Origin of the sequence: Mycobacterium dioxanotrophicus, assembly GCF_002157835.1 — a bacterium.
Lineage (GTDB): Bacteria > Actinomycetota > Actinomycetes > Mycobacteriales > Mycobacteriaceae > Mycobacterium > Mycobacterium dioxanotrophicus.
The window spans coordinates 3,982,573-4,007,978 of record NZ_CP020809.1 but is presented as its reverse complement, the minus strand read 5'-3'; the positions used below and the strand labels follow the sequence as shown (position 1 = coordinate 4,007,978).

24 protein-coding genes are annotated in these 25,406 nt (G+C 66.8%); 8 read left to right on the top strand and 16 right to left on the bottom strand.

The genetic code is table 11. The features are described 5' to 3' along the window. Positions 1-81: 81 nt before the first annotated feature. Positions 82-747, top strand: coding sequence for an MBL fold metallo-hydrolase (locus tag BTO20_RS19260; RefSeq protein ID WP_087082373.1), 666 nt, complete (start codon positions 82-84; stop codon positions 745-747). Between the two features lie 5 nt (positions 748-752). Further along, positions 753-2,027, top strand: a complete 1,275-nt coding sequence (hisS, locus tag BTO20_RS19255) for a histidine--tRNA ligase (RefSeq protein ID WP_198344544.1) — start codon at positions 753-755, stop codon at positions 2,025-2,027. 299 nt (positions 2,028-2,326) lie between these two features. Here hisS and BTO20_RS19250 read toward each other — a convergent pair whose 3' ends face one another. Next, entirely contained in the window at positions 2,327-3,991 is a 1,665-nt protein-coding gene (locus BTO20_RS19250) for a purine-cytosine permease family protein (protein WP_157680245.1), read from the bottom strand. 148 nt (positions 3,992-4,139) lie between these two features. Between BTO20_RS19250 and BTO20_RS19245 the strand changes: the two genes are divergently transcribed. Next, the gene (locus BTO20_RS19245; RefSeq protein WP_197514969.1) at positions 4,140-4,574 is read left to right on the top strand and encodes a hypothetical protein; all 435 of its coding nucleotides are present in this window, start codon (positions 4,140-4,142) and stop codon (positions 4,572-4,574) included. A 96-nt stretch (positions 4,575-4,670) separates the two neighbouring features. Further along, the gene (locus BTO20_RS19240; protein WP_087077870.1) at positions 4,671-5,723 is read left to right on the top strand and encodes a class I SAM-dependent methyltransferase; all 1,053 of its coding nucleotides are present in this window, start codon (positions 4,671-4,673) and stop codon (positions 5,721-5,723) included. A gap of 187 nt (positions 5,724-5,910) precedes the next feature. On the opposite strand, the gene BTO20_RS19235 is transcribed toward BTO20_RS19240, so the two are convergent. The 5 genes from BTO20_RS19235 to BTO20_RS19215 are packed head-to-tail and all read right to left on the bottom strand — an operon-like array spanning position 5,911 to position 11,762. After that, the gene (locus tag BTO20_RS19235) at positions 5,911-6,729 is read right to left on the bottom strand and encodes an alpha/beta fold hydrolase (protein WP_087077869.1); all 819 of its coding nucleotides are present in this window, start codon (positions 6,727-6,729) and stop codon (positions 5,911-5,913) included. Then, positions 6,726-8,366, bottom strand: coding sequence for a fumarate hydratase (locus tag BTO20_RS19230; protein WP_087077868.1), 1,641 nt, complete (start codon positions 8,364-8,366; stop codon positions 6,726-6,728). The genes BTO20_RS19235 and BTO20_RS19230 overlap by 4 nt, the downstream gene beginning before the upstream one ends. After that, complete coding sequence (locus BTO20_RS19225) at positions 8,363-9,709, bottom strand: amidase (RefSeq protein WP_087077867.1); 1,347 nt, start codon at positions 9,707-9,709, stop codon at positions 8,363-8,365. The genes BTO20_RS19230 and BTO20_RS19225 overlap by 4 nt, the downstream gene beginning before the upstream one ends. A gap of 1 nt (position 9,710) precedes the next feature. Further along, the gene (locus BTO20_RS19220; protein WP_087077866.1) at positions 9,711-10,841 is read right to left on the bottom strand and encodes a hypothetical protein; all 1,131 of its coding nucleotides are present in this window, start codon (positions 10,839-10,841) and stop codon (positions 9,711-9,713) included. Between the two features lie 9 nt (positions 10,842-10,850). Next, positions 10,851-11,762 carry a nitrilase family protein gene (locus tag BTO20_RS19215; RefSeq protein WP_087077865.1) on the bottom strand — a complete coding sequence of 304 codons (912 nt, stop codon included), beginning with the start codon at positions 11,760-11,762 and terminating at the stop codon, positions 10,851-10,853. Between the two features lie 167 nt (positions 11,763-11,929). On the opposite strand from BTO20_RS19215, the gene BTO20_RS19210 reads away from it, so the two are divergent. Beyond that, positions 11,930-12,964 carry a LacI family DNA-binding transcriptional regulator gene (locus BTO20_RS19210; protein WP_087077864.1) on the top strand — a complete coding sequence of 345 codons (1,035 nt, stop codon included), beginning with the start codon at positions 11,930-11,932 and terminating at the stop codon, positions 12,962-12,964. 54 nt (positions 12,965-13,018) lie between these two features. Next, positions 13,019-14,032, top strand: a complete 1,014-nt coding sequence (locus tag BTO20_RS19205; RefSeq protein ID WP_087082369.1) for an Rv2578c family radical SAM protein — start codon at positions 13,019-13,021, stop codon at positions 14,030-14,032. A 13-nt stretch (positions 14,033-14,045) separates the two neighbouring features. Here BTO20_RS19205 and BTO20_RS19200 read toward each other — a convergent pair whose 3' ends face one another. The 7 genes from BTO20_RS19200 to BTO20_RS19170 form a co-directional block, all read right to left on the bottom strand. Continuing rightward, entirely contained in the window at positions 14,046-14,939 is an 894-nt protein-coding gene (locus BTO20_RS19200; RefSeq protein ID WP_087077863.1) for a haloalkane dehalogenase, read from the bottom strand. Then, positions 14,926-15,543, bottom strand: a complete 618-nt coding sequence (locus BTO20_RS19195) for a TetR/AcrR family transcriptional regulator (RefSeq protein WP_157680244.1) — start codon at positions 15,541-15,543, stop codon at positions 14,926-14,928. The genes BTO20_RS19200 and BTO20_RS19195 overlap by 14 nt, the downstream gene beginning before the upstream one ends. Before the next feature lie 56 nt (positions 15,544-15,599). Further along, positions 15,600-16,034 carry an SRPBCC family protein gene (locus BTO20_RS19190; RefSeq protein ID WP_087082367.1) on the bottom strand — a complete coding sequence of 145 codons (435 nt, stop codon included), beginning with the start codon at positions 16,032-16,034 and terminating at the stop codon, positions 15,600-15,602. A gap of 62 nt (positions 16,035-16,096) precedes the next feature. Next, positions 16,097-17,350, bottom strand: coding sequence for an acyl-CoA dehydrogenase family protein (locus tag BTO20_RS19185; protein WP_087077861.1), 1,254 nt, complete (start codon positions 17,348-17,350; stop codon positions 16,097-16,099). Beyond that, the gene (locus BTO20_RS19180) at positions 17,347-18,489 is read right to left on the bottom strand and encodes an acyl-CoA dehydrogenase family protein (protein ID WP_087077860.1); all 1,143 of its coding nucleotides are present in this window, start codon (positions 18,487-18,489) and stop codon (positions 17,347-17,349) included. Before BTO20_RS19180 ends, BTO20_RS19185 begins: the two co-directional genes overlap by 4 nt. Further along, on the bottom strand, positions 18,489-19,718 hold the full coding sequence (locus BTO20_RS19175) for an amidohydrolase family protein (protein WP_087077859.1): 1,230 nt from the start codon (positions 19,716-19,718) through the stop codon (positions 18,489-18,491). The genes BTO20_RS19180 and BTO20_RS19175 overlap by 1 nt, the downstream gene beginning before the upstream one ends. Positions 19,719-19,830: 112 nt before the next feature. Then, positions 19,831-20,460 carry a TetR/AcrR family transcriptional regulator gene (locus tag BTO20_RS19170; protein ID WP_087077858.1) on the bottom strand — a complete coding sequence of 210 codons (630 nt, stop codon included), beginning with the start codon at positions 20,458-20,460 and terminating at the stop codon, positions 19,831-19,833. Positions 20,461-20,552: 92 nt separating this feature from the next. Here BTO20_RS19170 and BTO20_RS19165 point away from each other — a divergent pair, with 92 nt between their 5' ends. Next, a complete protein-coding gene (locus BTO20_RS19165) occupies positions 20,553-21,398 on the top strand; it encodes an LLM class flavin-dependent oxidoreductase (protein ID WP_087077857.1) in 846 nt (281 codons plus the stop codon). 29 nt (positions 21,399-21,427) lie between these two features. Then, positions 21,428-22,270, top strand: coding sequence for an acyl-CoA thioesterase (locus BTO20_RS19160; protein WP_198344543.1), 843 nt, complete (start codon positions 21,428-21,430; stop codon positions 22,268-22,270). Between the two features lie 117 nt (positions 22,271-22,387). On the opposite strand, the gene BTO20_RS19155 is transcribed toward BTO20_RS19160, so the two are convergent. Genes BTO20_RS19155 through BTO20_RS19145 form a run of 3 tightly spaced genes read right to left on the bottom strand, consistent with a single transcriptional unit; the run spans position 22,388 to position 25,376 of the window. Continuing rightward, positions 22,388-23,209: a mycofactocin-coupled SDR family oxidoreductase gene (locus BTO20_RS19155; protein WP_087077855.1), complete on the bottom strand. Its 822-nt coding sequence runs from the start codon at positions 23,207-23,209 to the stop codon at positions 22,388-22,390. After that, entirely contained in the window at positions 23,206-24,762 is a 1,557-nt protein-coding gene (locus BTO20_RS19150; RefSeq protein ID WP_087077854.1) for a flavin-containing monooxygenase, read from the bottom strand. Before BTO20_RS19150 ends, BTO20_RS19155 begins: the two co-directional genes overlap by 4 nt. A gap of 23 nt (positions 24,763-24,785) precedes the next feature. Beyond that, positions 24,786-25,376: a TetR/AcrR family transcriptional regulator gene (locus BTO20_RS19145; protein ID WP_087077853.1), complete on the bottom strand. Its 591-nt coding sequence runs from the start codon at positions 25,374-25,376 to the stop codon at positions 24,786-24,788. Positions 25,377-25,406: the final 30 nt, after the last annotated feature.

Here is a 25,406-nt window from a genome sequence, read left to right as displayed (position 1 = left end):
GAGTGTGCCAGGTGATGCCGGCCACGGGCCTGTCGACCCGCGTGAACAGGAGGTGTGATTCCGGCGTGGGAAACTGGCAACGTGTTGATCACCGGATTTCCGGCCGGGCTGCTCGCGTGCAATTGCTACGTCGTGGCGCAGCGGCCCGGGGCTGACGCGATCATCGTCGACCCAGGTCAGCGGGCGATGGGGCCGCTGCGGCGGATCCTCGACGAAAACCGGCTCACCCCGGCGGCGGTTCTGCTCACCCACGGCCACATCGACCACATCTGGTCGGCGCAGAAGGTGGCCGACACCTACGGCTGCCCGGCTTACATCCATCCAGAGGACCGGTTCATGCTCACCGACCCGATCAAGGGGTTCGGGCCCCGGCTGGCGCAGCTGGCGTTGGGAGTGTTGTTCTCCGAACCGCGCCAGCTCGTGGAACTGGACCGCGACGGCGACACCGTAGAGCTCGGCGGCCTGAGCGTCGCCGTCGACCACACACCCGGCCACACCCGCGGGTCGGTGGTCTTTCGACTGGCCGATGGCGCGGCGGGGGCGGTGTTCACTGGCGATACGCTGTTCCGGTCGTCGGTCGGACGCACCGACCTGCCCGGCGGCAGCGGCCGGGACCTGCTGGGGTCGATCGTGACAAAACTGTTGGTGCTCGACGACGACACCGTGGTACTACCTGGACACGGTCCGCGCTCGACGATCGGGCACGAACGCCGTACCAATCCATTTCTCGAAGGTTTGACTCTGTGACTGAGATTTCCGCTTCGCCTGTCGCGTTCCAGGCTCCCAAGGGCATTCCCGACTACCTGCCGCCGGACTCCGCGCAGTTCGTCGCGGTGCGCGAGGGTCTGCTGAGCTCGGCGCGCCGCGCCGGATACGGCGACATCGAGCTGCCGATTTTCGAGGACACCGCGCTGTTCGCGCGCGGCGTCGGGGAGTCCACGGACGTGGTGTCCAAGGAGATGTACACCTTCGCCGACCGCGGTGAGCGCTCGGTGACGCTGCGTCCCGAAGGCACCGCCGGGGTGATCCGTGCGGTCATCCAGCACCGGCTCGACCGCGGGGCCTTGCCCGTCAAGCTGTGCTACTCGGGCCCGTTCTTCCGCTACGAGCGGCCCCAGGCGGGACGCTACCGCCAGCTGCAGCAGGTGGGGGTCGAGGCCATCGGCGTCGACGATCCGGCGCTGGACGCCGAGGTGATCGCAGTCGCCGACTCCGGATTCCGGTCGCTGGGCCTCGACGGCTTCCGCTTGGAGCTCACCTCGCTGGGCGACGACACCTGCCGCCCAGCCTACCGCGAGCTCCTGCAGGCCTTCCTGTTCAAGCTCGATCTCGACGAGGAGACCCGGCGGCGCGCGGAGATCAACCCGCTGCGGGTGCTCGACGACAAGCGGCCCGAGGTGCGCGAGATGACCGCCGACGCGCCGCTCATGCTCGACCACCTCTCCGACACCGCCAAGCAGCACTTCGAAAGCGTGCAGGCGAACCTCGACGCGCTCGGGATTCCCTACGTCATCAACCCGCGCATGGTGCGGGGTCTCGACTACTACACCAAGACGACGTTCGAGTTCGTCCACGACGGCCTGGGGGCGCAGTCGGGTATCGGTGGCGGTGGCCGCTATGACGGGCTCATGCGTCGGCTCGGTGGTCAGGACGTCTCGGGCATCGGTTTCGGGCTCGGCGTCGACCGCACCCTGCTGGCACTGCAGGCCGAAGGGAAGACGGCCGCCGGTGCCGAACTCGGCGTGCAGGTGTTCGGGGTGCCGCTCGGGGAGGCCGCCAAGCTGGAGCTGGTCAAGCTGGCCGCCCGGCTGCGGGCCGCCGGCGTGCGCGTCGACCTCGCTTACGGCGACCGTGGACTCAAGGGCGCGATGAAGGCGGCCGACCGGTCCGGCGCCAAGTTTGCGCTCGTCGCGGGCGACCGCGACATCGAGGCAGGCACCATCGGCGTCAAGGATCTCTCGACCGGCGAGCAGGTCGATGTCGCCGCCGATGCCGTTGTCGCCGACCTGCTTTCCCGCCTGGCCTAGCGCCGCGCGCGTCACCCTGGCACCGTGCGTCACCCCTAGCACCGCGAGCGTGCGTGTCTGTTCCTCGACACGCCGCTCGCGGGCAGCACTTTGTGCACGCTCGCGCTGCGTCGGACGGCCGCGTGTGCGGCCGGCAATGTCGTCAGCCCGCACGCCCACAGCAGTTCACGCACGCTCGCAGGCCGCGACCGTGCGTGAACTGCTGAGGATTTGCGGCGTGTCGGCCGGCAGACACGCACGCTCGCGGTGCAACGCGCGGTGCAACTTGCGGTGCAACGCGGGGCGCGCGCTCGCGGTGCTTACGGGGCAGACGCCGGCAGCACGTGGTCGGCGACCTTGTCGGTGCTCAGGCACAACGAACACACGAACGCGTCGTGGGTCTCACACTTGAGCATGTCGGGGCGTTCGTAATCGTGATGGCACACATGGCATTTGAGATGGTCGCCGGACGGGTTGCCGAATTCGTCGAACATCGGCAGGTCGATCCCGTCGTCGGTGCGCCGCAGGTAGTACTTGCCCTTCGTGGCGACGGCCAGGATCGGCGGAAGCACGACGCCGAGGCCGATCGCCACCAGCGGCGAATACGGTCGCACGGTCTCACCGAGCCCGCCGAAGAACGCCAGCACCGAGAGCCCCGCCGCCAGCAGCATCGACCCGAAGCCCACGGGATTGAAGGCGTAGAGCATGCCGCGGCGGAACTCCGGCTCTTTCGGTGACAGTTTGAGCAGGTACTTGTTGAAGACGATGTCGCTGGCCACGACCACCACCCAGGCCATGCCGCAGTTGGCGTAGAAGCCCAGGATCGTGTTGAGGAAGCTGAACATGTCGGCTTCCATGAGGACCAGTGCGATCAGCAGGTTCACGCCGAGGAACACGATGCGTCCGGGGTAGTGCTTGGTGACGCGGGTGAACGAGTTGGTCCACGCCAGCGACCCCGAGTACGCGTTGGTCACATTGATCTTGATCTGGCTGATGACGACCAGGGCCACGGCCAGCGTCATCGCCAGCCAGCCGGGCAGGAAATTCTGGTAGATCTCCAGGAACTGGTGCACCGGCTGGTTCGCGATCCCGGCGCTGTCAGCGACGTTGGCGATCAGGTACACCGCCAGGAACAGGCCGACGATCTGCTTGATGGCGCCGAAGAACACCCAGCCGGGGCCGGCCAGGATCAGCCAGGTCCACCAACTGCGCTTGTTCTCAGGCGTCTGGGGCGGCATGAAGCGCAGGTAGTCGTTCTGCTCGGCGATCTGGGCGATGAGCGACAGGCAGACACCCGCGGCCAGCAGCGTCGAACCGAGGTCGAACCCGCCCTTGCCGTTCTCACCCTGGTAGGCGAAGAACTGGCCGACCGACTCGGGGTGGGTGACGACGAGATAGACGAAGGGCGCCACCATGAGGATCAGCCACAGCGGTGTCGTCCAAACCTGCAGTGTGGAAAGCACTTTCATGCCGTAGATGACGAGCGGGAAGATGATCAGCGTCGACACGGCGTAGCCGAGTGACAACGGGATGTGCAGGCCCAGTTTGAGGCCCTGGGCCATGATCGAGCCTTCGAGCGCGAAGAAGATGAAGGTGAAGGTCGCGAAGATGACGTTGGTGACGACCGAGCCGTAGTAGCCGAATCCGCTGCCGCGCGTGACGAGGTCCAGGTCGATGTTGTAGCGCGCCGAGTAGTAGGCCACCGGGAACCCGGTGAGGAAGATGACGACCGTGAAGATCAGGATGCCCCACAACGCGTTGGTGGTGCCGTACGAGATGCCGACGTTGGCGCCGATCGCGAAGTCGGCCAGATAAGCGATGCCCCCCAATGCGGAGATGCCGACGACGCGCGTCGACCACTTGCGGTAGCTGCGCGGCGCGAACCGCAGGGTGTAGTCCTCCAGGGTCTCCCTGGTGGCGGTCATCGTGTCGAGGTCGTCCTCGACCAACTCGTCCGGTGGCTTGCTCCCGAGCTCTTGTGTCATGCGGCGAAATTAGGAGCGACTTGTTACCCGGTGATGACCGTCATGTTCCCGGCAGGAACAGTTTTGTGAACCCGTCGACCCGCCATTGCCGGTCCCGTGGGCATGTCACATCTGTAACAACCCGGTAGCGTGCCTCGATATGAGGAACATGCGAAACGTGACGAGCAGGGTCGGAGCCGCGTTGGCGGTCGCGGCAGCATCTATTGCGGTGGGGCAGACTGTCGGTACTTCGGTGGCGAACGCCGATCCGGCGGCCGGACACCAGGTCCGTTACACGCTGACGTCGGGTGCTCCCTACGATTTCGACCTCTACTACCTGGCGACGCAGCCGCCCAACAAAGACGTCTACAACGCCGATCCGTACAAGTACCTGCAGAAGGCTTCTGTGAACGTCGGGCCGGACAACCCCTGGGTTTTCGACACCACGCTGGCCGACCCGCAGTGGGCGATCTTCACGATCAGCAGCACCACGCATGGCGGCCGTGAGGCTCCCAACGCGCACTGCGAGATCTCTGTCGACGGCCAGATCGCCACGCAGAACGATCATCCCTACAGCCCGCGGTGCCAGCTCGGTCAGTGGTAGTCCGCCTGGTAGTTCGCCACTAGCTCCTCGGTCGCCTGCGGGAGTACCTTCAACCTGCACGCAGTTGGTGCGCGGCCGCAGGCGAAGGAGCTCACGATGGCCGTCGACGAAGACAAACTCAACGCATTTCTCGGTCAGGCGGTCGGCGATCTCGGCGCCGCGATGAGCGCCATTCTGGTGCTGATCGGCGACGAGCTCGGACTGTATGCGGCGCTCGCCCGGGAACGGCTGACGTCCGGCCAACTGGCCGAGCGCACCGGGACCAGCGAGCGCTATATCCGGGAATGGCTGGGCAATCAGTGCGCGGGCGGATACGTCGATTACGACGGCGCCACCGACACCTACCACCTCAACGACGAGCAGGCGTTGTGCCTGGCCAATCCGGACGGCCCGGTCGATCTGCCCGGCGGCTACGCGGTCATCGAGGACCTGTTCCACATCAAGGACCGGGCCCTCGAGAACTTCCGCACCGGCGGCGGCATGGAGTGGGGTGAACACCATCCCTGCCTGTTCCGCGGCACCGAACGGTTCTTCCGGGCCGGATATAGGGCGAACCTGCTGTCATCGTGGCTCCCTGCGCTCGACGGCGCTGTCGACAAGCTCGAATTCGGGGGTCGGGCCGCGGACGTGGGGTGCGGGCACGGTGTCACCACAATCCTCATGGCACAGGCATTTCCGAATTCGGAGTTCGTCGGCATCGACTACCACGGTCCTTCGGTCGAGACCGCGCGCGAGCGCGCTGACGAAGCCGGCGTCGGCAATGTGAGCTTCGAAGTGGCTGATGCGACCACGTATCGGGGCGACGACTATGACCTGATCGCGTTCTTCGACTGCCTGCACGACATGGCCGACCCATCCGGTGCGGCGCGGCACGCTCGGCAGGCGCTCAAGCCCGACGGTCACTGCCTGCTGGTCGAACCGTTCGCGGGGGACAGCGTGGCCGAGAATCTCAATCCGGTCGGCAGGGTGTTCTACGGGGCGTCCTCACTGGTGTGCGTGCCCGTGTCACTCGCGCAGAAGGGCCCGGCCCTGGGTGCGCAGGCCGGCGAGCGCCGGTTGGCCGAGGTGCTGGTGAACGACGGCGGCTTCACGCGATTCCGCCGTGCTGCAGAGACGCCGTTCAATCTGGTGTTCGAGGCACGCCCGTAGCGGTTTGACAAATGGCTCGAACGGTTGTTCGATAGAAGGCGTGCGACAGAATCGGTTTCGCCGGCTGTCGCTGCCTGCTTCGTACCGTGGCGTCACCCATCGGTGGCCTGGTACGGATCGACTGGGCGAGCCGCCCACGGCGGGCGCCGGTGCCGTACCCGAAACCGCGGCACCGGCGCACCCAGCGCTACCCGTCTCCCTCTGCCTGCCCGACCGCGGTCGCGATGGCGGCGGCGAGTTCCGCGGGGGCTTCCACGTGCGCCAGATGACCCTGCTCGGGCAGCCGGGCCACGCGTGAGTGTGCGAGCGCGGCCGCAAAGGGCGCGAACGCGGTCCCGTATGGGGCCAGGTTCTCGTTGCGTGCCCCGAGGATCAGGGTCACCGGGATCTGAAGGCGCGCATAGTCTTTCCACGACGGCCGGTAGTCGTTGATGGCGGCCAGTTCCTCGCCCAACGGCTCGGCGAGTTGCCGCAGGACCGGCCAGGCCGGGGTCCGCCGCAGTTCTGCCACGTAGTCCTCGGAGAATCCGGACACGGCGGTGTTGACGAGTTCGACGGCGCGGTCCAGATCGCCCACGGCTGTGGCGGCCCGGATGACGTCGACCGCGTCCGGTGCGAAGGGCGCGCCGACGGGTTCGTACGCCGTCAAGGATCGGACCGCCGCGCACCCGATCGCGGTTTCCAGGGCGATGAGGGCCCCGTAGCTCCAGCCCACGAGATGTACCGCGCCGAGCGAGTCGATCGTGCGGCGCAGATCGTCGATCTCGACCCGCACCGAATAGTCGGCTCCGAGCCCGCCGCTCGGGGACCGGCCGCGCCGGTTGATCGTGACCACGGGATTCGGCAGGTCGATCGCGGCGACGACGGAGCGCCAGGTGGCTGCGTCGGCCATGACGCCGGGCACGACGAGTATCGGTGTGCCTTGGCCGGGACGGATTTCGGCGGTCAGCGTGGTCCCACCGCGCTCCATGGTGAAAGGCCGGGTCTCTGACTGAGTGAAAGTCATTGTGGCGCAGTTCCGATCGTCAGTAGGGTGCGGTTGTCGCGGTGGTAGAAGTCGTTGCCCTTGTCATCGATGACGATGAACGCCGGGAAATCCTCGACGCGGATCTTGAGCACGGCTTCCATGCCCAGTTCGCCGTATTCGAGCGTCTCGATCGACGTGATGCAGTCGTGGGCCACGCGCGCGGCGGGCCCGCCGACCGATCCCAGATAGAACCCGCCATGTGCCTGACATGACCGCCGGACCGCGTCGGAGCGATTGCCCTTGGCGAGCATCACCAGCGAACCGCCCGCCGCCTGGAACTGCTCGACGTAGGAATCCATGCGCCCGGCCGTCGTTGGTCCGAACGACCCGGATGGATATCCCTGCGGGCGTTTGGCGGGGCCCGCGTAGTACACGGGGTGACGACGCAGATACTCCGGCAACGGCTCGCCCGCGTCGAGCCGCTCGCGGATCTTGGCATGCGCGAGATCCCGTGCCACCACCATGGTTCCGCTCAGCGAGACCCGGGTGCCGACCGGATGACCGGACAGTTGGGCGCGGGTGTGGTCCAGGGACTGGTCGAGGTCGATGCGGACGACGTCAAGGTCGGATTCCGGTACCGCGTCCGGCAGGAACCGGGCCGGGTCGGTTTCGAGGTGTTCGAGGAACACGCCGTCACGCGTGACCTTCCCGAGGACATGGCGGTCCGCCGCGCACGACACGGCCAGGGCGATGGGCAGAGAACCACCGTGGCGGGGCAGCCGCACCACCCGGACGTCGTGGCAGAAGTACTTGCCGCCGAACTGCGCTCCGATTCCCAGCTGCTGGGTGGCCGTGAGGATCTGCCGTTCGAAATCGAGATCGCGAAAACCGTTACCGGACAATGATCCTGAAGTCGGCAAACTGTCGAGGTAGTGCGCGGACGCGAGTTTCGCGGTCTTGAGGGCGAATTCGGCGCTGGTGCCACCGATCACCACCGCCAGGTGGTAAGGCGGACACGCCGAGGTGCCGATCTCGGCGGCGCGGGCCACGATGAAATCCCGCAGGGCCGCCGGGTTGAGCAGTGCCGGTGTCTGCTGAAACAGGAAGCTCTTGTTGGCGCTGCCACAGCCTTTCGCCATGAACAGGAAGCGGTAGGTGTCGTCACCGTCGGCGAGGATCTCGATCTGGGCCGGCAGATTGGATCCGGTGTTGCGCTCATCGAACATCGACAGCGGCGCGAGTTGCGAGTAGCGCAGGTTCAGCGTCGTGTACGCGCGGGCGATGCCCCGCGACAGATGCTCGGCGTCGCGCCCGTCGGTGAGGACGTGTTGCCCCCGCCAGGCATGCACGATGGCGGTCCCGGTGTCCTGGCACATCGGCAGCACCCCTGCTGCGGCGATGTTCGCGTTACGCAGCAGCTCGGTGGCGACGTAGCGATCGTTGGCCGACGACTCCGGGTCGTCGAGGATCTTCGCGACCTGCCGAAGATGGTTGGTACGCAACAAGTGTGACACGTCCCGGTAGGCCTCGAATGCCAAGCGCTCAAGGGTCGCGGGGGAGATCGCCAGGAATTCCCGGCCCGCTGCGCTGACAACGCCGACGGGATCGGTGTCGAGCCTGCGATACTGCGCATCGTCGGGACCGGTCGGCAGAAGTGGCGTGTAGTCGATGCTCATGACCGTTCGATTCGGGATGCCAGTTCGAAGAGCATGCCTTCGTCGCCGGGGGTAGTGATGAGCTGCAGCCCGACGGGAAGGCCAGACACACTGCCCGCGGGCACACTGAGTGCGGGATGGCCGGTGAGGTTCCACGGGCAGGTCAAAGACAATAGCGCCGAGCGCACTTCGACTGCGTGGCCGTCGATTTCGTGTGCACGCTGATCGAGGTCGGTGGCCACCGTCGGGACGGTCGGCATCGCGAGCACGTCGAAGCGGTCGAACAGCTCTGCGGCCGCAGTGCGCAACGTGTCGCGCTGCCGGCCCGCGCGCACGTATTGCCAGGCGGCGGTGTCGCGCCCTCGTTGCAGACGCTCGACCACCTCGGCGTCGATGGTGTGCTCATGCCCGGCCAGGTCTTCGACGTGTTCGGCATAGGCCTCGCTGGACTGCAGGATGCTCAGCACCGAGAACAATTCACCTGCCGAGAACGGCAGGCGGGCGGTGCCCTCGACACTGATCCCGGCGCGTCCGAGGGCGTCGCGCACACAGGCGACGATCGCGGGGTCACACGGGCCGAAGCACTCGGGATCGACCCAGCCGACGCGCGGCGCCGCGTCGATCGGACGTATCGGATCACTGGCCATGACCGCGTAGGCATCCGCCACGCCCGACGCCGTGGTCGCGAAAACTCCGACATGATCGAGCGAGGCTGCCAGCGCGCGGACGCCGACGGTGGAGATCGCCCCGTAGGCCGGTTTGAAACCGGCCACACCACACAGCGCGGCGGGCACGCGTACCGAGCCTGCGGTGTCGGTGCCGACGGCAAGCGGCACCATGCCGGCGGCCGTGGCGACGGCGCTCCCGCCGCTCGAGCCCCCGCTGATCTTGTTGGCATCCCAGGGGTTACGAGAAGGGCCATGTGCGGAGCGGTCACCGGTGGCGCCGTATGCGAACTCGTGCAGCACGTTCTTGCCGACGATCACCGCACCGGCGGCACGCAGTCGGCGAACACATTCGGCGTCGGCGGCCGCGAGGCGCGGATTCACCAGGGAGCCCGACGTGGTGATCTGCCCGGCGATGTCGAGGAGATCTTTGACCGATACCGGGATCCCGTGCAGCACACCGCGGTCGCATCCCTGGGCGCGCTCTTGATCGGCGGTGCGGGCTGCGGCACGGGCCCCTTCGGCGTCAACGGCGGTGAAGGCGTTGAGAATCGGATTGAGCCGGGAGATCGCGGCCAGGCTTTGTTCGACGAGTTCCGCGCTCGTCGTTTGGCCGGCACGGAGCTCCGCAGCCAGGGCGCTGAGTTCGCGGTCGCGGAAGTAGCCGTTCAACACGGCGGGGTCGGCAATGTCGGTCATGTCAGATTCCTGGAAGTAGTTGCAGGGCAGGGACGATCGATGCGGTGGCCACCGCCATCGCGGCCACGTTCCCGATGAAGGGATGAAAGTCGGCGGGCAGTCGTGCCGAGATCGCCGCGGCCAGCGGCGGGCTGAGCACCGCGCCGAGCACGGCGCCGGCCAGCACCGAAGGCAGGCTGCCGCCGTAGGCCAGCACGCACGCCGGGGCGACGGACACGACCGGGACGAAGGTCGGATAGAACGGCCGACGAGCCCAGCGTCCGCGCCACACGGTCACCGCGACGACGGCCGCGACCGCCTGAGCGGTCAGGATCTGCGGCAGCAGTCCCGACCCGTAGGCCGGTGCCGCCGGGTTCAGCAGGAAGGTGATGAGCGCGCCTGCTATCAACCCGAGGCTCGCCCATTCGCTGCCGAAGAACTGCGCTTCGGAGAAATCGGCCAGGCTGCGGCGCAAAACCCAGACGGGACCACGCTTTTGCGGTGCGGTGGTCGGCGCCGGTTCGGGCGGGCGGCGCAAGTGCAGTGGCGCGGGCAGCCAGGGCAGGTGCCGGCATACGGTGAAGGCGAGCACCGCCGCCAACGCCATGCCTGCCGTCACACCCACCACCGGGGCGAGTCCGAGCCTCGGGCAGATGACGCTCGCGCCGAGCACCGACAGCCCGGGTGTGACGAGCCCGCCGAGTACTCCGCCGGTGAGCACCGTCGGGATGTCGGAGCCGAACATCAGCACGATGGTCGGAGAGACCGACACGAAGGGCGCGAACAGCGGCTGCCACGTGCCCGGTGACAGGGTCCAGCCCCAGGCTAGAGCGCTGACGGCTACCCCGAGCAGGGCGCTGGCCAGCATCGGGACCCACATTCCCGAGCCGCAGGCCTGCGCGAAGCCTTGGGCTGCCCGCCTGCGGGTCTGCAGCCAATGTGCCAGCGCGCCGCCGGCCAGCAGCCCCAGACCCGAGAGCGCACTGCTGTAGAAGTTGGGTTCGCTTGCCGCAGAGGCGATCACGTTGAGCAGCGGGGCCGCGGCCCGCAGGCTGCCGCTCCACAGTAGAACGGCAACCAGGCAGACGGCGGCGATGAGCGGCCACAGGGGAAGGGAGCCGCTTCGGGACCGTGTCGACGGCGCGGATGTCATGGCGCGGCCCTAGCGGGGCAGCGCCGAGCCGCCGCGGTAACCCAGCAGCTGATCGTAGAGATCGGTGCGGCGGTCGCGGTGCAGGTCGTTGAACTGATTCCAGATCGGTGCGCCGCGGGACGCCGTGATGTCGATGTCGGCGTAGAGGATGGTGTCCTCGTCCGGCCCGGCGATCCGGTCGATGGGCCAGCCGTTGGTCCCCGCGATGAGCGAGTTGCCCATGAAGCCCGACGTCCGTTCGGTGCCGATCCGGTCAGCGGTCGCGATGAACACGTTGTTGACGTGCGCGGCCGTCATGGTCAGGTATGCGGCCATGCAGGTGCCGCTCGCGTCGTACAGGGGCGGCGGCGTCCAGACCCAGCCGGTCGGGATGCAGATGATGTCGGCGCCCTGTTGCGCGACGATCCGCGCGGTCTCCGGGAACCAGATATCCCAGCAGACCAGCAGGCCGATCCTGCCGATGCGCGTGGGAAATACCGGGTACCCGAGGTCGCCGGGGGAGAAGAACAGCTTCTCCTCGTTCCACAGATGGGTCTTGCGGTACTTGCCGATGTAGCCGTCCGGCCCGACCAGCACAGCGGTGTCGAAGAGTTCGACGCCGTCGAGTTCGGGCAGACATCCGGCGATGTACACGTCGTGGCGTGCGGCGAACTCCACCCAGCCGGCGACCGTCGCGCCCGACGGCACGGATTCGGCATGGGCATAGGCCTCTTCCCGGGATTCGAAGGTGTAGCCCGTCGTGGCGAGCTCGGGCAGCACGATGAGGTTTGCGCCCTCAGCTACCGCTGCGTTGAGGCGTTCGTAGACCGCTTCGGAGTTGGCCTTGAGGTTCTCCACCCCGACCTGGGGGTTGAACTGCACGACGGCCACCCGAGCTGGGCTGTACCGGTGATCGGTGGATGAGGCGTTTTGATCAGGCATTACGCGTCCTTGTCCCATTGTTGTCGGAGTCGAGTCGAGGAACTCGACACGTCCGGCCCATTTGCCCGAACGTTCGGGCCGAACGTTCGGGCTATACTGCTCCGTGTTGCGCGCCACTGTCAAGGGCTGGCCGCACGACCGCATCTCAGCAAACAAGAGAGAGTGAAGTGGGGAAGTCGAAGCAGGCCACGCTGCAGTCGATCGCCGATGACCTCGGCCTGCATGTTTCGACGGTCGCGCGCGTGCTCAACGGCATGCGGGCCGGGGAGCGTGCAGCCTCGGGAGCCACCGCCGAACGGATCCGTCAACGTGCGGCCGAGGTCAACTACCGCTCGAATCCGCACGCGGCGAGCCTGCGCACCAAGCGCACCAACTTGGTCGGTGTGCTGGTGCCGAGGCTCAGCGATGTCGTGCTCGCCACGGTCTACGAGGGCATCGAATCCGCCGCCGCGGAGCGGGGCCTGACGGCGTTCGTCGCAAACACCCAGGACGAGCCCGACCGGCAGCGCATGCGGATCGAGATGATGCTGGATCGCCGCGTCGACGGGCTCATCCTCGGCGACGCGCGGGCCGACGATCACGCCGTCCTCGAAGAGCTCACCAAGCGCGAGGTGCCCTTCGTGCTCGTGAACCGAAGCGTCGCCGACTACCCCTCGGCAACCTGCGACAACTACCTCGGCGGCCGGTTGGCGGCCGAACACCTGCTGGAGCTGGGGCATCGACGGGTGGGCGTCATCGCCGGTCTGGCGCACGCAAGCACCGGAATCGACCGGCCCGCAGGCTTTGTCGACCGTTTCCGCGAGGCGGGCATCGACGTCCCGGCGGGCAACATCGTGTTCTCGGGCCTGGACAGCCAGGGCGGGCATGCCGCTGCCGACCGATTGCTCGCCACCGCGTCGCCGCCGACCGCGCTCTTCGCGGTCAACGATTTCGCCGCCATCGGTGCCGCCGGCGCGATCCGCGCCCACGGGCTGCGCGTCGGCGGGGACGTGTCCCTGATCGGCTTCAACAACATCGCGCTCACCGCCGAGATGCATGTCCCGCTGACCTCGGTCGAATCGCACGCGTTCGACATGGGCTGCGATTCCGTGCAACTGCTCGCCGATGCGCTGGCCGGCCGGCCCGGCGGCCAGCGGCGCACGAAACCCGTTCTGGTGGTACGTAAGTCGACGGCCGATGTGAACTGCTCCAGCCTGGCGTGACACGGTCCGGCGGAGGTTCTTGACATTCTGGTCGAACGGATGTTCGATGAATGGATGCGCTGGGACGGGCAGGGGGTGCGGGTCGACGACGGCGCGCTACCCGGCCTGCAACGGCTGGGATTCGTGCGCAGCGTACGCACCCCGCAGTTCGACGGCATCACCTTCCACGAGGTGTTGTGCAAGTCGGCGCTGAACAAGATTCCCGCGTCGTCGGCGCTCCCGTTCCGCTTCACCGTCAACGGTTACCGGGGGTGCTCGCACGCCTGCCGGTACTGTTTCGCCCGGCCGACCCACGAGTACCTGGACTTCGACTCCGGAGTGGATTTCGACACCCAGGTTGTGGTCAAGACCAACGTGGTCGAGGTTTTGCGCCGCGAGCTTCGCCGTCGTTCCTGGACTCGGGAGGCGGTGGCGTTGGGCACCAACACCGACCCGTATCAGCGCGCGGAGGGCCAGTATGCGTTGATGCCGGGAATCATTGGCGCACTGGCGGATTCCGGGACTCCCTTCTCGATCCTGACCAAGGGCACGCTCCTGCGCCGGGACTTGCCGCTGGTCGCCGACGCGGCCCACCACGGGCCCGGGGCCAGTGTGGCGATCTCCCTGGCAGTGGGCGATCCGGATTTGCATCGTGACGTCGAACCCGGCACTCCGTCGCCGCAGGCGCGGCTGGCCCTGATCTCTGCGGTGCGCGACGCAGGGCTGGGCTGCCATGTGATGGTGGCGCCGGTGCTGCCGTACCTGACCGACTCCTCGGAACAACTCGACGCGTTGCTCAGCCAGATCGCGTCGGCCGGTGCGACCGGGGCGACGGTGTTCGGCCTCCATCTCCGTGGATCGAACCGTGGCTGGTTCATGCAGTGGCTGCAACAGTCGCACCCCGAACTCGTGCCCGAATATGAGCGCTTGTACGGGCGCAGGGCCTACCTGCCGCAGGATTACCGCAGCGCGCTTCGTAGCCGGGTGGCACCGCTGCTCGCGCGCTACGGGCTGACGGGCAGGGGACCCGCGGCGCCCGTCAGCGCCGTATCCGAGGTCGCGGCACCGGCGCAGCCCACACTGTTCTGAGGGGCCGGCGTGTCTAACTGGCCAGCTTGCGCACGAATTCGGCTACTGCGGCCCCGATCTCGTCGGGACTGTCTTCCTGGATGAAATGCGAACCGGCGACCGTCACTTCGGTCTGGTTCGGCCAGGTCCGGGCGAACTCGCGGATGCGTCCGCGCATGATGGCGCCGGGCTCGGCGTTGACGAACAGCTTCGGGACGTCACTGGCCGCAAGCCAGGTGCCATAGTCCTCGACAATGGCGACCACGTCGGCTGGTTCGCCCTCGACCGGGATGTTGCGCGGCCACGACAATGTGGGGCGGCGGTCTTCACCCGGTTCGCGGTACGGGGCACGGTAGTGGTCCATCTCTGCTTCGGTGAGGGTGCGCCGGATCGCGCCCGGTAGTACGCCTTCGACAAACATGTTGTGCTCCAGCACCATTGACTCGCCGTTGGGGGAACGGAAGCCCTGGAACACGTCCCGCACCTGGTCGGGCCAGTCCGACCACGTCATCGGCGTGGCGATGGCTTCCATATAGGCGATGCCGGCCACGCGGTCGCGATGCTGGTTGGCCCAGTCGAATCCGAGTGCCGATCCCCAGTCGTGCAACACCAGCACCACGCGGTCGCCGAGGTCGAGCGAATCCCAGAGCTTGAAGAGGAAATCGCGATGTTCTGCATAGTGATAACGGTCGGGCCCGGAATCGTCGAGTTTGTCCGACCCACCCATGCCGATGAGGTCGCACGCCACCAGCCGGCCCAGCCCTTCCAGGTGCGGCATCACGTTGCGCCACAGGTATGATGAGGTGGGATTGCCGTGCTGGAACACGATGGCCGACGCGGCGGTGCCGTCGCCCTCGTCGATGTAGGCCATGCGGCGGCCGTTGATCTCGCGGTACTGCAACCGCCCGTACGGCTCAGTGCTGGCCATGTGGTCCTCCTCGATGTGGTTGGTCCTCGGCAACTTTGGCCGCAGCGGCCTGGGCGCTCCGCAGGATGCGTGCGGAGAACTGCGGGTCGGCGACCGCGCGCGACAGGGTCATGCCGCCGACGCAGAGGGCCATCAGTGCGATGGCATCGTCGAGCCGCTTCGCGTCGGTGTCGTCGTCGCAGATCGCCGCCAGTGATGTCCGTAGTTCGCGTTCGTAGCTGCTGCGGAACTGGTCGGAGCCCCGGGCGGCTTCCGATCCGAGGGCGGCGAAGGCGCAGCTGGTGGCCAGATCGTCGCGGTGAGCCGGAGTGAGATAGCGCTTGGCCAGGCTGGTCAGGCGGGCCCGCCAGGATTCGCCGTGTGACGGCTTGATCCAGTGCGGGCGGCCGGTGCCGATGGCGTGGCCGAAGGCCGCACTCGCCAGCTCGTCCTTGGTGCTGAAGTGGGAGTAGAAGGCGCCGTGCGTCAGCCCGGCGTCGCGCATGACCGCGGCGATACCTGCCCCGCCCAAACCTTCTTCGCGGAGTCGGCGCGCGGCGGCATCGAGGATCCGGTCTTTGGACTCGCGCTTGCTGTCGGCGCGCTTCGTCGGTGGATTTCGCATGAGGCTCATCATGCTAATCGCATGATGGGCATCATGTGAAGTGTTTGGCGGTTGTCCTAGTGCTCCAACGCCTTGGCGCAGTTGGCGAGGATGGCGCGGAAGTTCCAGGGCAGCAGTCGAGAGCTCACGGCCTCCATCGCCTTGCCGCCGCTGAGGGCGGGATGGGTGTAGGTGGTGAGCCAGTCGACGTGCGTGCCCTCACCACGTCGTGTGAAAGTCAATGTGCCGCCGTCATGATGGAACGGCGGGAACGAGCCGATGATCAAGTACGAGTAGCTGTTCGGACGGTCGTAGGCGGTGATCTCCTCGCGAAACCACATACCGGCGCCGGTCACCGCGCGCACCGCACCTACAGCGGGGCCCGACGAACCTTTCGCCCAGCCGGCTTTCAGCACCAGCGGGGCGGTGCCGATAGCGGCCGGATCGGCCAGCCAGTCGAAGACCTGTTCCAGTGGTGCGGCGATCACTCGTTCCACGTGAATGGTGGGCATGAGGAATTCCCCCTGGGTCGTGTGCTCCCCACCGTACGCCGCGGTCATAGCCGCGAGGGAAATCAGCTCTTGCCGCGCTTGACCTGATTGAACGGCACCCCACGGTCGGCGGCGTATTCCCGCGGGAACCCCAGCACGCGTTCGCTGATCACATTGCGGGCCATCTCCGAACTCCCACCGCCCAACGACCCGGTCTGCCGCGACAGATAGCGCACCCCGATGTCGAGCAGACGTTCGAGGTCGCCTCCTTCGTCCACCACGCCCGCGGTGCCGGCGATGGCCAACGCGGTGTCGACCTCGAGCTCGGTGGTCTCGGCGTGGAACAGACGGATCAGCGTGCCCGCGTTCGGGGGCAGCGAACCATTGCCGATCGAAGCCGAAACATGGTCGATGAGTTGCTGTTTCACCGCGCGCCTCACCAGTGCCCGGCCCGCGAGATCCTGCACCCGCGGGTCGTCACCCTGCCCGGTGGCCTCGGCGATCCCGATGTGGTCCGGTGGCATCTCGTTGGCATTCTCGGCGCCGGTCCCGCTGGCGAATTCCGAGCCGCCCCCGACCGCGCGCCGCTCGTGGTGCAACTGACGCGACGCGACGGTCCAGCCGTCGTTGACCGCGCCGACAACGGCGCCGTCGCCGAGCTCGAGGCCGTCGAAGAACTCTTCGCAGAACTCCTCGTTGCCGTTGACCTCTTTGATCCGGCGCATCGTGATGCCCGGCGCGTCGAGCGGTACCAGGAACATCGTCAGGCCCTCGTGCTTGGGCACCGTCCAGTCGGTGCGGGCCAGCATCAGCCCGTAGTCTCCGGCAAAGGCGCTGGTGCTCCAGGTCTTGGCGCCGTTGATGATCCATTTGTCGCCGACGCGGTCTGCCCGGGTGATGACCCCGGCCAGGTCGGATCCGCCGTTGGGCTCGCTGAGCAGCTGCACCAGGATCTCGTCGCCGCGGATGGCGGCCGAAATGCGTTCGCGCTTCTGTTCTTCGCTGCCCATGTCCAGGATCGTCGCCGCGCAGATCGTGAACGACGGGGTGTTGAGGATCAACGGCATTTCATAGCAGCGGCATTCGGCGTTGAACGCCTTCTGATACGCGTAGTCCAGGCCCAGACCGCCGTACTCGCGAGGGAAGCAGATACCCGCGAACCCCCCGGCGTGGAGCCGCTTCTGCAGTTCCTTCGCCCGCTCCCAGGAAGCAGCTTCGGCGCGCACCGAGAACGGCGGATCGTCCGGATCGATGGGAGGCATGTTCTGGGCCAGCCACGTCCGAGCGCGGGCCGTGAAATCGGCGAGAGACTCCGTGGCGACCGCCGTCTGGGTCATGCTTGTTTCTCCATTGCTCCGGGCTGTTTGCGGCTCAACGCATACACGGCGCGATGGTGGTCTTCGGGTGAGCCGAACATCGCCCGGTTCAAGGCCACCCGCCGCAGATACAGGTGCAGATCGTGTTCCCACGTCACACCGATCCCGCCGTGCAGCTGCACACAGTCCTGCAGCATCACCGGAGCCCGTTCGCCCACATAGGCTTTCGCGACGCTGACCAGTTTCGGCGCGTCGAGCGAGCGTGCGTCGACGGCTGCCACGGCTGCGGCTGTGGTTGCTCGGCAGGCCTCGAACCACATCTTCATGTCGGCGAAGCGGTGCTTGAGAGCCTGATACGACGCGAGCGGACGGCCGAAGCTGTGCCGGTCGAGCAGCCACTGATGGGTCAGCGACAGCACCGCGTCCAGAACGCCGACGGTCTCGGCGCACTGCAGCGCCAGGGCGATCTGACGCTGCCGTTCGATGATCGCCGCGGTCTGCTCGGCCGTGCCGACCGCAGCGGATGCGGCGACCTCGACGCCCTCGAATTGGACTCGCGCGTAGGTCTTCACGAGATCGACAGACGTCTGCGCCGTCACGCTCACGCCGGGGGAGTCGGCCGCGACGACGAACTGGCGTAGCGCACCGTCACATTCGGCAACCACCAGAAACACGTCGGCCTGGGTCCCGGCCTCCACCCGATCCTTGACCCCATCGATCCGGAATCCGTCCGCGGTGCGCGTCGCTGTGGTGGTTGCCGCTGTAGGGTCGAACGGCTGCCGCGGCTCGTAGACCGCCCACGAGGCGATCGACTCGCCGGAGACGAGCGCCTCGATGAGGCCCTCGTGGCAGCCAGGCGCGTCCACCAGCCCGGCGAGCACCACACTCACCACATGCAACGGCCCGGGTGCGACGGTGCGCCCGGCTTGCTCGGCAACCAAGGCGAGGTCGGCCAGCCCGTCACCGGAAACGCTTCCCCCACCGAGCTCTTCGGGCACCAGCAGACTGGCCCAGCCGAGCTCTGCGGCCCGCTGCCACCACGCGTTCTCGAACGAGGTGTCGCGGGCATGCAGGTCACGCACGGTGTCAAGGGAGGCTTCCTTGTCCAGGAAAGCCCGCGCCGTCGAGGCGAACAGCAGCTGTTCGGGATTGGCCGTCATCAGGTCAGGACCAGTGCGGGCACGTCGGGATGGTAGACCACCTTGTTCTCCACCTTGAACAGCTCGACCATGTTGCGGCCCATCACCTTTCGCACGCCTTCGGCATCGAGACCGTGGGCTTCGAGGTCGGAGACCAGGTTGATCGGATCGGCGAGCCCCTCCGGATGTGGCCAGTCCGAACCGAAGATGACCCGGTCGATGCCGAGCAGTTCGGACATCTTCTTGAAGTCGTCCTCCCAGAACGGTGCGACGTACACACAGCGCCGGAACGCCTCGATCGGATCCTCCGGAAACTCCTGCGGCATCTTCGAATACACGTCTTTGAATTGGTAGAAGAGGTACGGCACCCAGGACGCGCCGTTCTCGATCGACAGCACGCGCAGGTCGGGGTTGCGGGTGAACGCACCGTGACAGACCAGTGCGGCCATGGTGTCCTCGATGGGCCGCTTACCCATCGCCACCATCCGGAACGACGTCGGCTTGAACGGCAGGAACTCGTCGGCGGGCTCCCAGTCGTTGAGGTACTGCGCGTAACCGCTGTCGGAAGCGTGCATCGCCACGGGGATGCCGGCCTTGACGCAGGCCTGCCAGAACGGGTCGAACTCCTCGGTGCCGAACGAACGGGTTCCGCGGAAGCCGGGCACCGGGGCGGGCCGCACCAGCACTGTCTTGGCGCCGCGCTCCAGACACCACTGCAATTCCTCCAGTGCGCGGTCGACGATGGGCAACGTGATCACCGGAGTCGAGAAAATGCGCCCTTCGTAGTCGAATTGCCAAGTCTCGTACATCCATTCGTTGAGAGCATGGATGATGTCGTGGATCAGCTCGGGATCATCCTTGAGCCGTTCCTCGACGAGGCTGGCGAGGGTCGGGAACATCAGCGTGTAGTCGAGTCCGAGGCTGTCCATGACCTCAAGGCGCGCTTGCGGATTGCGGAAGGCGGGGATGGCCTTCATGGGCTTGCCCATCACCTCGCGGTAGCTCTTGCCGCCACTGCCGTGCCGGAAGTACTCCTCTTGCGCGCCGGGTCGAGCCACCACTTCGAAGGTCGGATTGGGGATGTAGTCGCTGATGTGGTTGCGGACCATGATCTTGGTCCTGCCGTGCACGTCGATGTAGTCGATGACGCCCTTGCGTTTGTCCGGCAGGAACTTCGTGAGCGCTTCCTTGGGTTCGTAGAAGTGATTGTCGGCGTCGAACACCGGGTAATCGAGGATGCGCGACGGCATGTTCGCCTCCTGAAAGAGTCATGTTCGTCTAAACCGGTAATGACGTTACCACGCATGGGTGTCACGTACGAGGCAGCGGGAACGGCGCTTAGTGTTGGATGAAACACCCAGGTCAGGCGGGGTTCCGAAGGCCGCGTACGCAGAATTCGTAAATGTGGGCGGCACTGATGGGCGACCCGTTGAGTTCGACGCCCAACGAGCGCAGGCGCATGGCGCCCAATAGTGATTGCATGATGAGCACCGTGGTGGTCGCGACCTCGACGTCGGCGCGAAACGTTCCCTCGGCGATTCCGCGACGCAGAATATCCGCGATGAGCTGGTGTAACGGCGCCAGCACCCGCGCGTATTCACGCGGCAACGATTCGGCAAGGTGATCGTTGTAGAACGTCAGGCCCCGGTTGATGCTGTCCTGGGTGCTCGACGTCGCGGGCTGGGCAATCCGCTCGATCAGCGCGCGCAACGCGGTCGGTCCCGGCAGGGTGTCGGTGTCGGTGCGCCACCGCGCCGTCGACTCGGTCATGATCGTGTCGATCAGGGCGAGCAGCAGCTCATCCTTGGTGGAAAAATGCTGGTAGAACGATCGCAGCGAAGTCTTCGAGCGTTCCACCACTTCGAGCACGGTGAAATCGGTGCGCCCCGTTTCGCCCAGGATTGCCAGCGCCGACCGCATGAACCGGGCGACCCGGTCTTCCTTGACGTCGGCGCGGTCGGCTTCCGCTGCCCGTTCGGACGGCCTGGCCATTGCGGCATCTCCTTGGTCATGCTGCACTTGCGAGAATGACATTACCGGTTCTGCAGAAGCGATAGGCGACGTGTGATTACTGTGTTGCAGCGATGACCGAGTGGTTTCTGTTCCTGCCCCAGGTGCGGCTGGGCATCCCCGACATCGTCGAACGTGCCCGCGTGGCCGATGCCGTCGGATTCGACGGCATCGCCTTCATCGACCACCTGGAGGCTCCCGGTGCGACACACCAGGACATCTGGGAGGCCATGACCGTCGCGACCTGGGTGGCGGCGCGCACCGAACACCTGAGAATCGGGCACCTGGTGCTGTGCGACGCCTTCCGACATCCTGCGGTGCTGGCGAAACAGGCGGTCACGTTGTCGGCGGCCTGCGACGGCCGGTTCGAGCTCGGGCTGGGTTCGGGCTCCTGGCCGCAGGAGTTCACCAGATTCGGGATCGCCGACGCCGATGACGCAGTTGCGCGCGTAGGCCGACTCGGCCGCACGCTGGAACTGCTCGGCCAGTACTGGGGTGACGGCGAGGATGCCGCGCTACCGCGGCCCTTACACCCGATTCCGTTGCTGCTGGGCGGAACCGGCCGCCGCACCATGGAGCTCGTGCGCGCGCACGCCGACTGGTGGAACATCCCCTCACATCAACTCGACCGGCTGCCCACGCTGTTGCCCACGGTCGGCGCCGTGCGGGCGTCGCTGCAGCAGATGGTCGGCTTCGCCGGCCGCGGCGCTGACCGGCAGGCGGTCACCGAACGCAGCACCCGGCTGTTCGGGCACCTGGGTTCGGGTTTGGTGTGTGGGAATGCCGCTGAACTCGCCGAGCATTTCGCGGGCCTGGCGGCCCAGGGCATCGAGCGCTTCTACGTATGGTTCAGCGATTTCGCTGCGCCGCAGACACTTTCCGAATTCGCCGAGACCGTGATCAGAGAGGGACGACTGTGACAACCGAAACCACCCAGTGGACCGTGCAGATGCTGCTGGACCTGTTCGACGCCGAGCCGGTCGGCGAGAATCGCTTCGTCGTCCAGACCGGGATCGCCGACGCCGACGAGCGTCAGGTGGTGGAGGGTACGCAGATCCTGGCGGCGGCCGTCGTCGCTGTCGCCAAACGGTTTCCGGACAAGTCGGTGCGATCGGTGCACGCTGTGTTCGCGCGCGCCGTGCTGGCCGGTCCACCGGTCGACGTCGATATCGACGTCCTCAGCGAGGGCCGCTCCACCGCCACCGCTGTGGTCACCGCATCGCAGAACGGCAAGCGTTGCATCACCGTCACCGCCTTCACCGATGTGCCGTCGGCTGACGTGATCCGCCACCACCTGCCCAGGCCCGCGGTCGCGGCGCCGGCGGATGCGAATGCGTCGCACATGCCGATGGCAGGCCGGGAGCTGCGGCTGGTCGACGTCGTCGACGTCAACAGCCCGGACGAGGTCGGGCCGCCGGAGATCTACGCGTGGCTTCGGTATGACCCGATTCCGACCCGCGATGACCTGGCCAAGGCTCTGATCGCGTATTTCACCGGCCACCTGGGCATTTCGACGACGATGCGAGCCCATGCAGGGATCGGCACCGCGCAGGCGCATCTCACGGTGTCGACCGCGCCCATGACCGTCACGGTGAGCTTCCACGAACCGGTCCGCTGGGACGGCTGGCTTCTCTACAGCCACGAGAGCACCCAGGTCGGCGCCGGCATGTCGTACGTGCGTGGTGCCGTGCACACCGAAGAGGGCGAACTCATCGCATCGTTCAGCCAGGATGGAATGATTCGCCCGTTGCGGACCACCGACACCGCTATCGCCGCCCACTCCCGGCTCTAGATTTCTGCCGCCGATTCCCTTGCGCGAGCAGACGTTGCGGTACCGGAAACGCGGCGTGTCGCGTACCTGAGTGTCTGCTCGCGCAAGGGAATCCGCGGCAGGGGACTCGGCAGGGGATCAGATCTTCAGGTACCCCTTCTCCGCGGGGATCTGCGCTGCGGTGAGCAACGAGGACGCATCGCCTGCGAGCCACACGACGATGTCGGATATGTCGTCGGGTGCGATCAGCGACTCCGTCGGCAGCGCGCCGGGGGAGAAGCTGTGGATGTAATGCGGGTGGTCCTGCAGCAGTTGGTACATCGACACGTCGTTGCCCATCGGGGTATCGGTGCCGTATGGGTGGATGGAGTTCACCCGAATCCCGAACTCGCCCAACTCGACTGCCAACGCGTTGGTGAGGCCGACGACACCGAACTTGCTGGCACAGTAGTGGGCACAGCCGGGCACGGCCTTCACCCCGGCCGCCGAACTCACGGTGATGATCGATCCGCCGTTGCCCGCCGCGATCATCGCGGGCACGACGGCCTGCACGGTGTTGAACACTCCGGTGAGGTTGATGTCGAGGATGTCCTGCCACTGTTGGGCCGAGATCTCCCACAGCCGGCCCCAATTGAGCACACCGGCATTGGCGACCACGATGTCGAGTCGGCCGAACTGCTCGACTGCATCGGCCACCAGCCGGCGCTGACCGTCGGCGTCGCGCACGTCGACCTCACGGGCCAGCACCTTGCGACCCTCAGCTTCGACGAGGGCGACGGTCTCGGCGAGGTCGTCTGGCGTGGCCGGGGCATAGCCGTTGGCCTCGGCCACCGGGGCACAGGCGTCGAGCGCGACGATGTCGGCTCCGGCACGGGCCAGCCGCACACAATGCGAACGCCCTTGCCCGCGTGCGGCTCCCGTGACGTAGGCGACCCGTCCGGCCAGAGACGTATCGGTCATGCCGGTTGCTCCTCGGATATCGCGGCGTGGACATTGGTGAACTGGTAATCCGACAGCGGCGAGTGCCGGGCGAACTGGCGGGACCCGGTGATGGTCTGCGGGCGGTAGTACGGGGTTTCGGACTGCGAGTTGACGAAGTAGGTGTTCAAGCCGGAGGTTGCGGTGTAGTAGAGGTGGGCGACCCGGCCGTCACGATTCATCCGGGCGTTCCACCGGTTGAACGCGTCCTGGCCGACCGTGGCGATCTCGGCGCCGCGGTGCCGCGTCTCGTCGATGATCCGCACGGCATGTGCGGCCATCGTCTCGACGTAGTCGGGCCAGGCGAATCCGACGAAGCCCAGCGGACCGACGATCTCCCAGCGGTTGGGCAGCCGCGGATGCGCGGTCCCGGCGTAACTGTGCAGACCGTGCGCCCGGTAGTAGTGGGCAAGGTCGAAGCCGCATGCACCCAGGACAGTCCCCGTCCGGTAGGTCTCCGGGTCGATCCACAGTTCGTAGCCGGTGGCCAGCACCAGTAGGTCGGCCGGGTGGTCGACGCCGTCGACGGTGCGCACGCCGGTGGCGGTGATCCGGTCGATCGGCGTGGTGATCAGGTGCGTGCTCGGATTGTTCAACGCCGGTAGGAAGGCACTGGAAATCACGGGCCGCTTGGCCAGGATGCCGTAGCGCGGCACCAATTTTCGCCGGGTGGCCGGATCGGCGACGACGGCCCGCAACAACAGCCGGTAGAGCAGCCGTGACCAGCCGTCATAGAGCGGCATCAGACGGCGCAACGCCGCATCGGGCAGTCGCGAGAACACGTGCACGATGGGCGCCACCATCAAGATGTCCATCGCCAGCCGGCCGAGGGCGTTCACCGCCGGAACCACCCCCGGCACGCGGAACAACCGACGCATCCACGGTGTGATGGCGAAGTCGATCTTCGGCAGTACCCACGCCGGGGTGCGCTGATAGACATCGAGATTGGCGGCCTCGGCGGACAGGGCACCGGTGATCTGCACGCCGGAGGAACCTGTCCCGATCACCGCGATCCGCTTGCCGCGGGTGTCGTAGGCATCGTCCCAGGCGTTCGGGCGCAGAATGGTGCCGGTGAAATCGTCGACCCCGGCGATGCCGACGCTGTCCTTGGCGTTGACGTAGCCGCCGACGGAGCTGATCACGAACCGCGCCGTCACGGCTGGGCGCCCCCGGATCTGCAAGTGCCACAGGCCGCGCTCCTCATCCCACTGCTGGCGGGTGACCTCGGCGTGGGCGTGCAGATGCTCGTAGAGACCGAGCTTGGTGGCGGTGTCCTGCAGATAGCGGTAGATCTCCGGGCCCGGCGCGAAAAATCTGCTCCAGTGCGGATTCGGCGCGAACGAGAGCTGATACCACAGTGTGGGGATGTCGACGGCGAGGCCGGGGTAGTGGTTGTCGCGCCACGTGCCGCCGAAATCGTCGCCGCGTTCGATGATGACGAAGTCGTGAATACCCCTCTGGCGCAACAGGTATGCTGCGGCGATCCCGCCTGGCCCGGCTCCGATGATCGCGACTTCGTAGTGAGGGACGCGCACGCGAGGAGCAGACGGCGATGGGCTCATGGCTGCCTTCCGGTGAGGCCGACGACGATGTGGTCGGACACGAAACGCTTCACCGCGCGGGAGCTGGCGAGGTTGACGCCGATCGGCGGGAGCAGTTCGAAGCTGAGCAGCAGCCGTACGATCCATTCGCCGGCGCGCGCGGGTGCGATGTCGGCGCCGATCTCGCCGCGCTGCTGCGCCGCACGGATCCGGGGTTTCCACAGCTCGATGGAGCGGCGCATGAGCTCGTCGCCGGTGTTGCGCAGCAGCAGGACCAGGATGCTCTCGTTGAAGCCGCGCGTGGTGACGGAGTCGGACTGCTGTCGGTGGGCGCAGATGAGCGCCGCCGCGGCGGCCACCTGATCCGTCAGGCTGTCCTCGCGGTCCAGGGCGGCGGCCATGGTCTCGATGAACGCCGACGCCAGGTGGTCGAGCGCCACCTTGATGGCGTTGTCGCGACTACCGAGCGCGTTGTGCACGGTGCCGCGGGACACGCCGGCTGCCTCCGCAACCGCCGTAAGGCTGAATTGCCGTGGACCATAACGCCGTAGCGTGTCAGCGGTGGCTTCCAGCAGCATGGACGGCACCGTCCGGTCTGCTCCGGGCATTTGAACACATTAACGATATGTGTTCAAAGT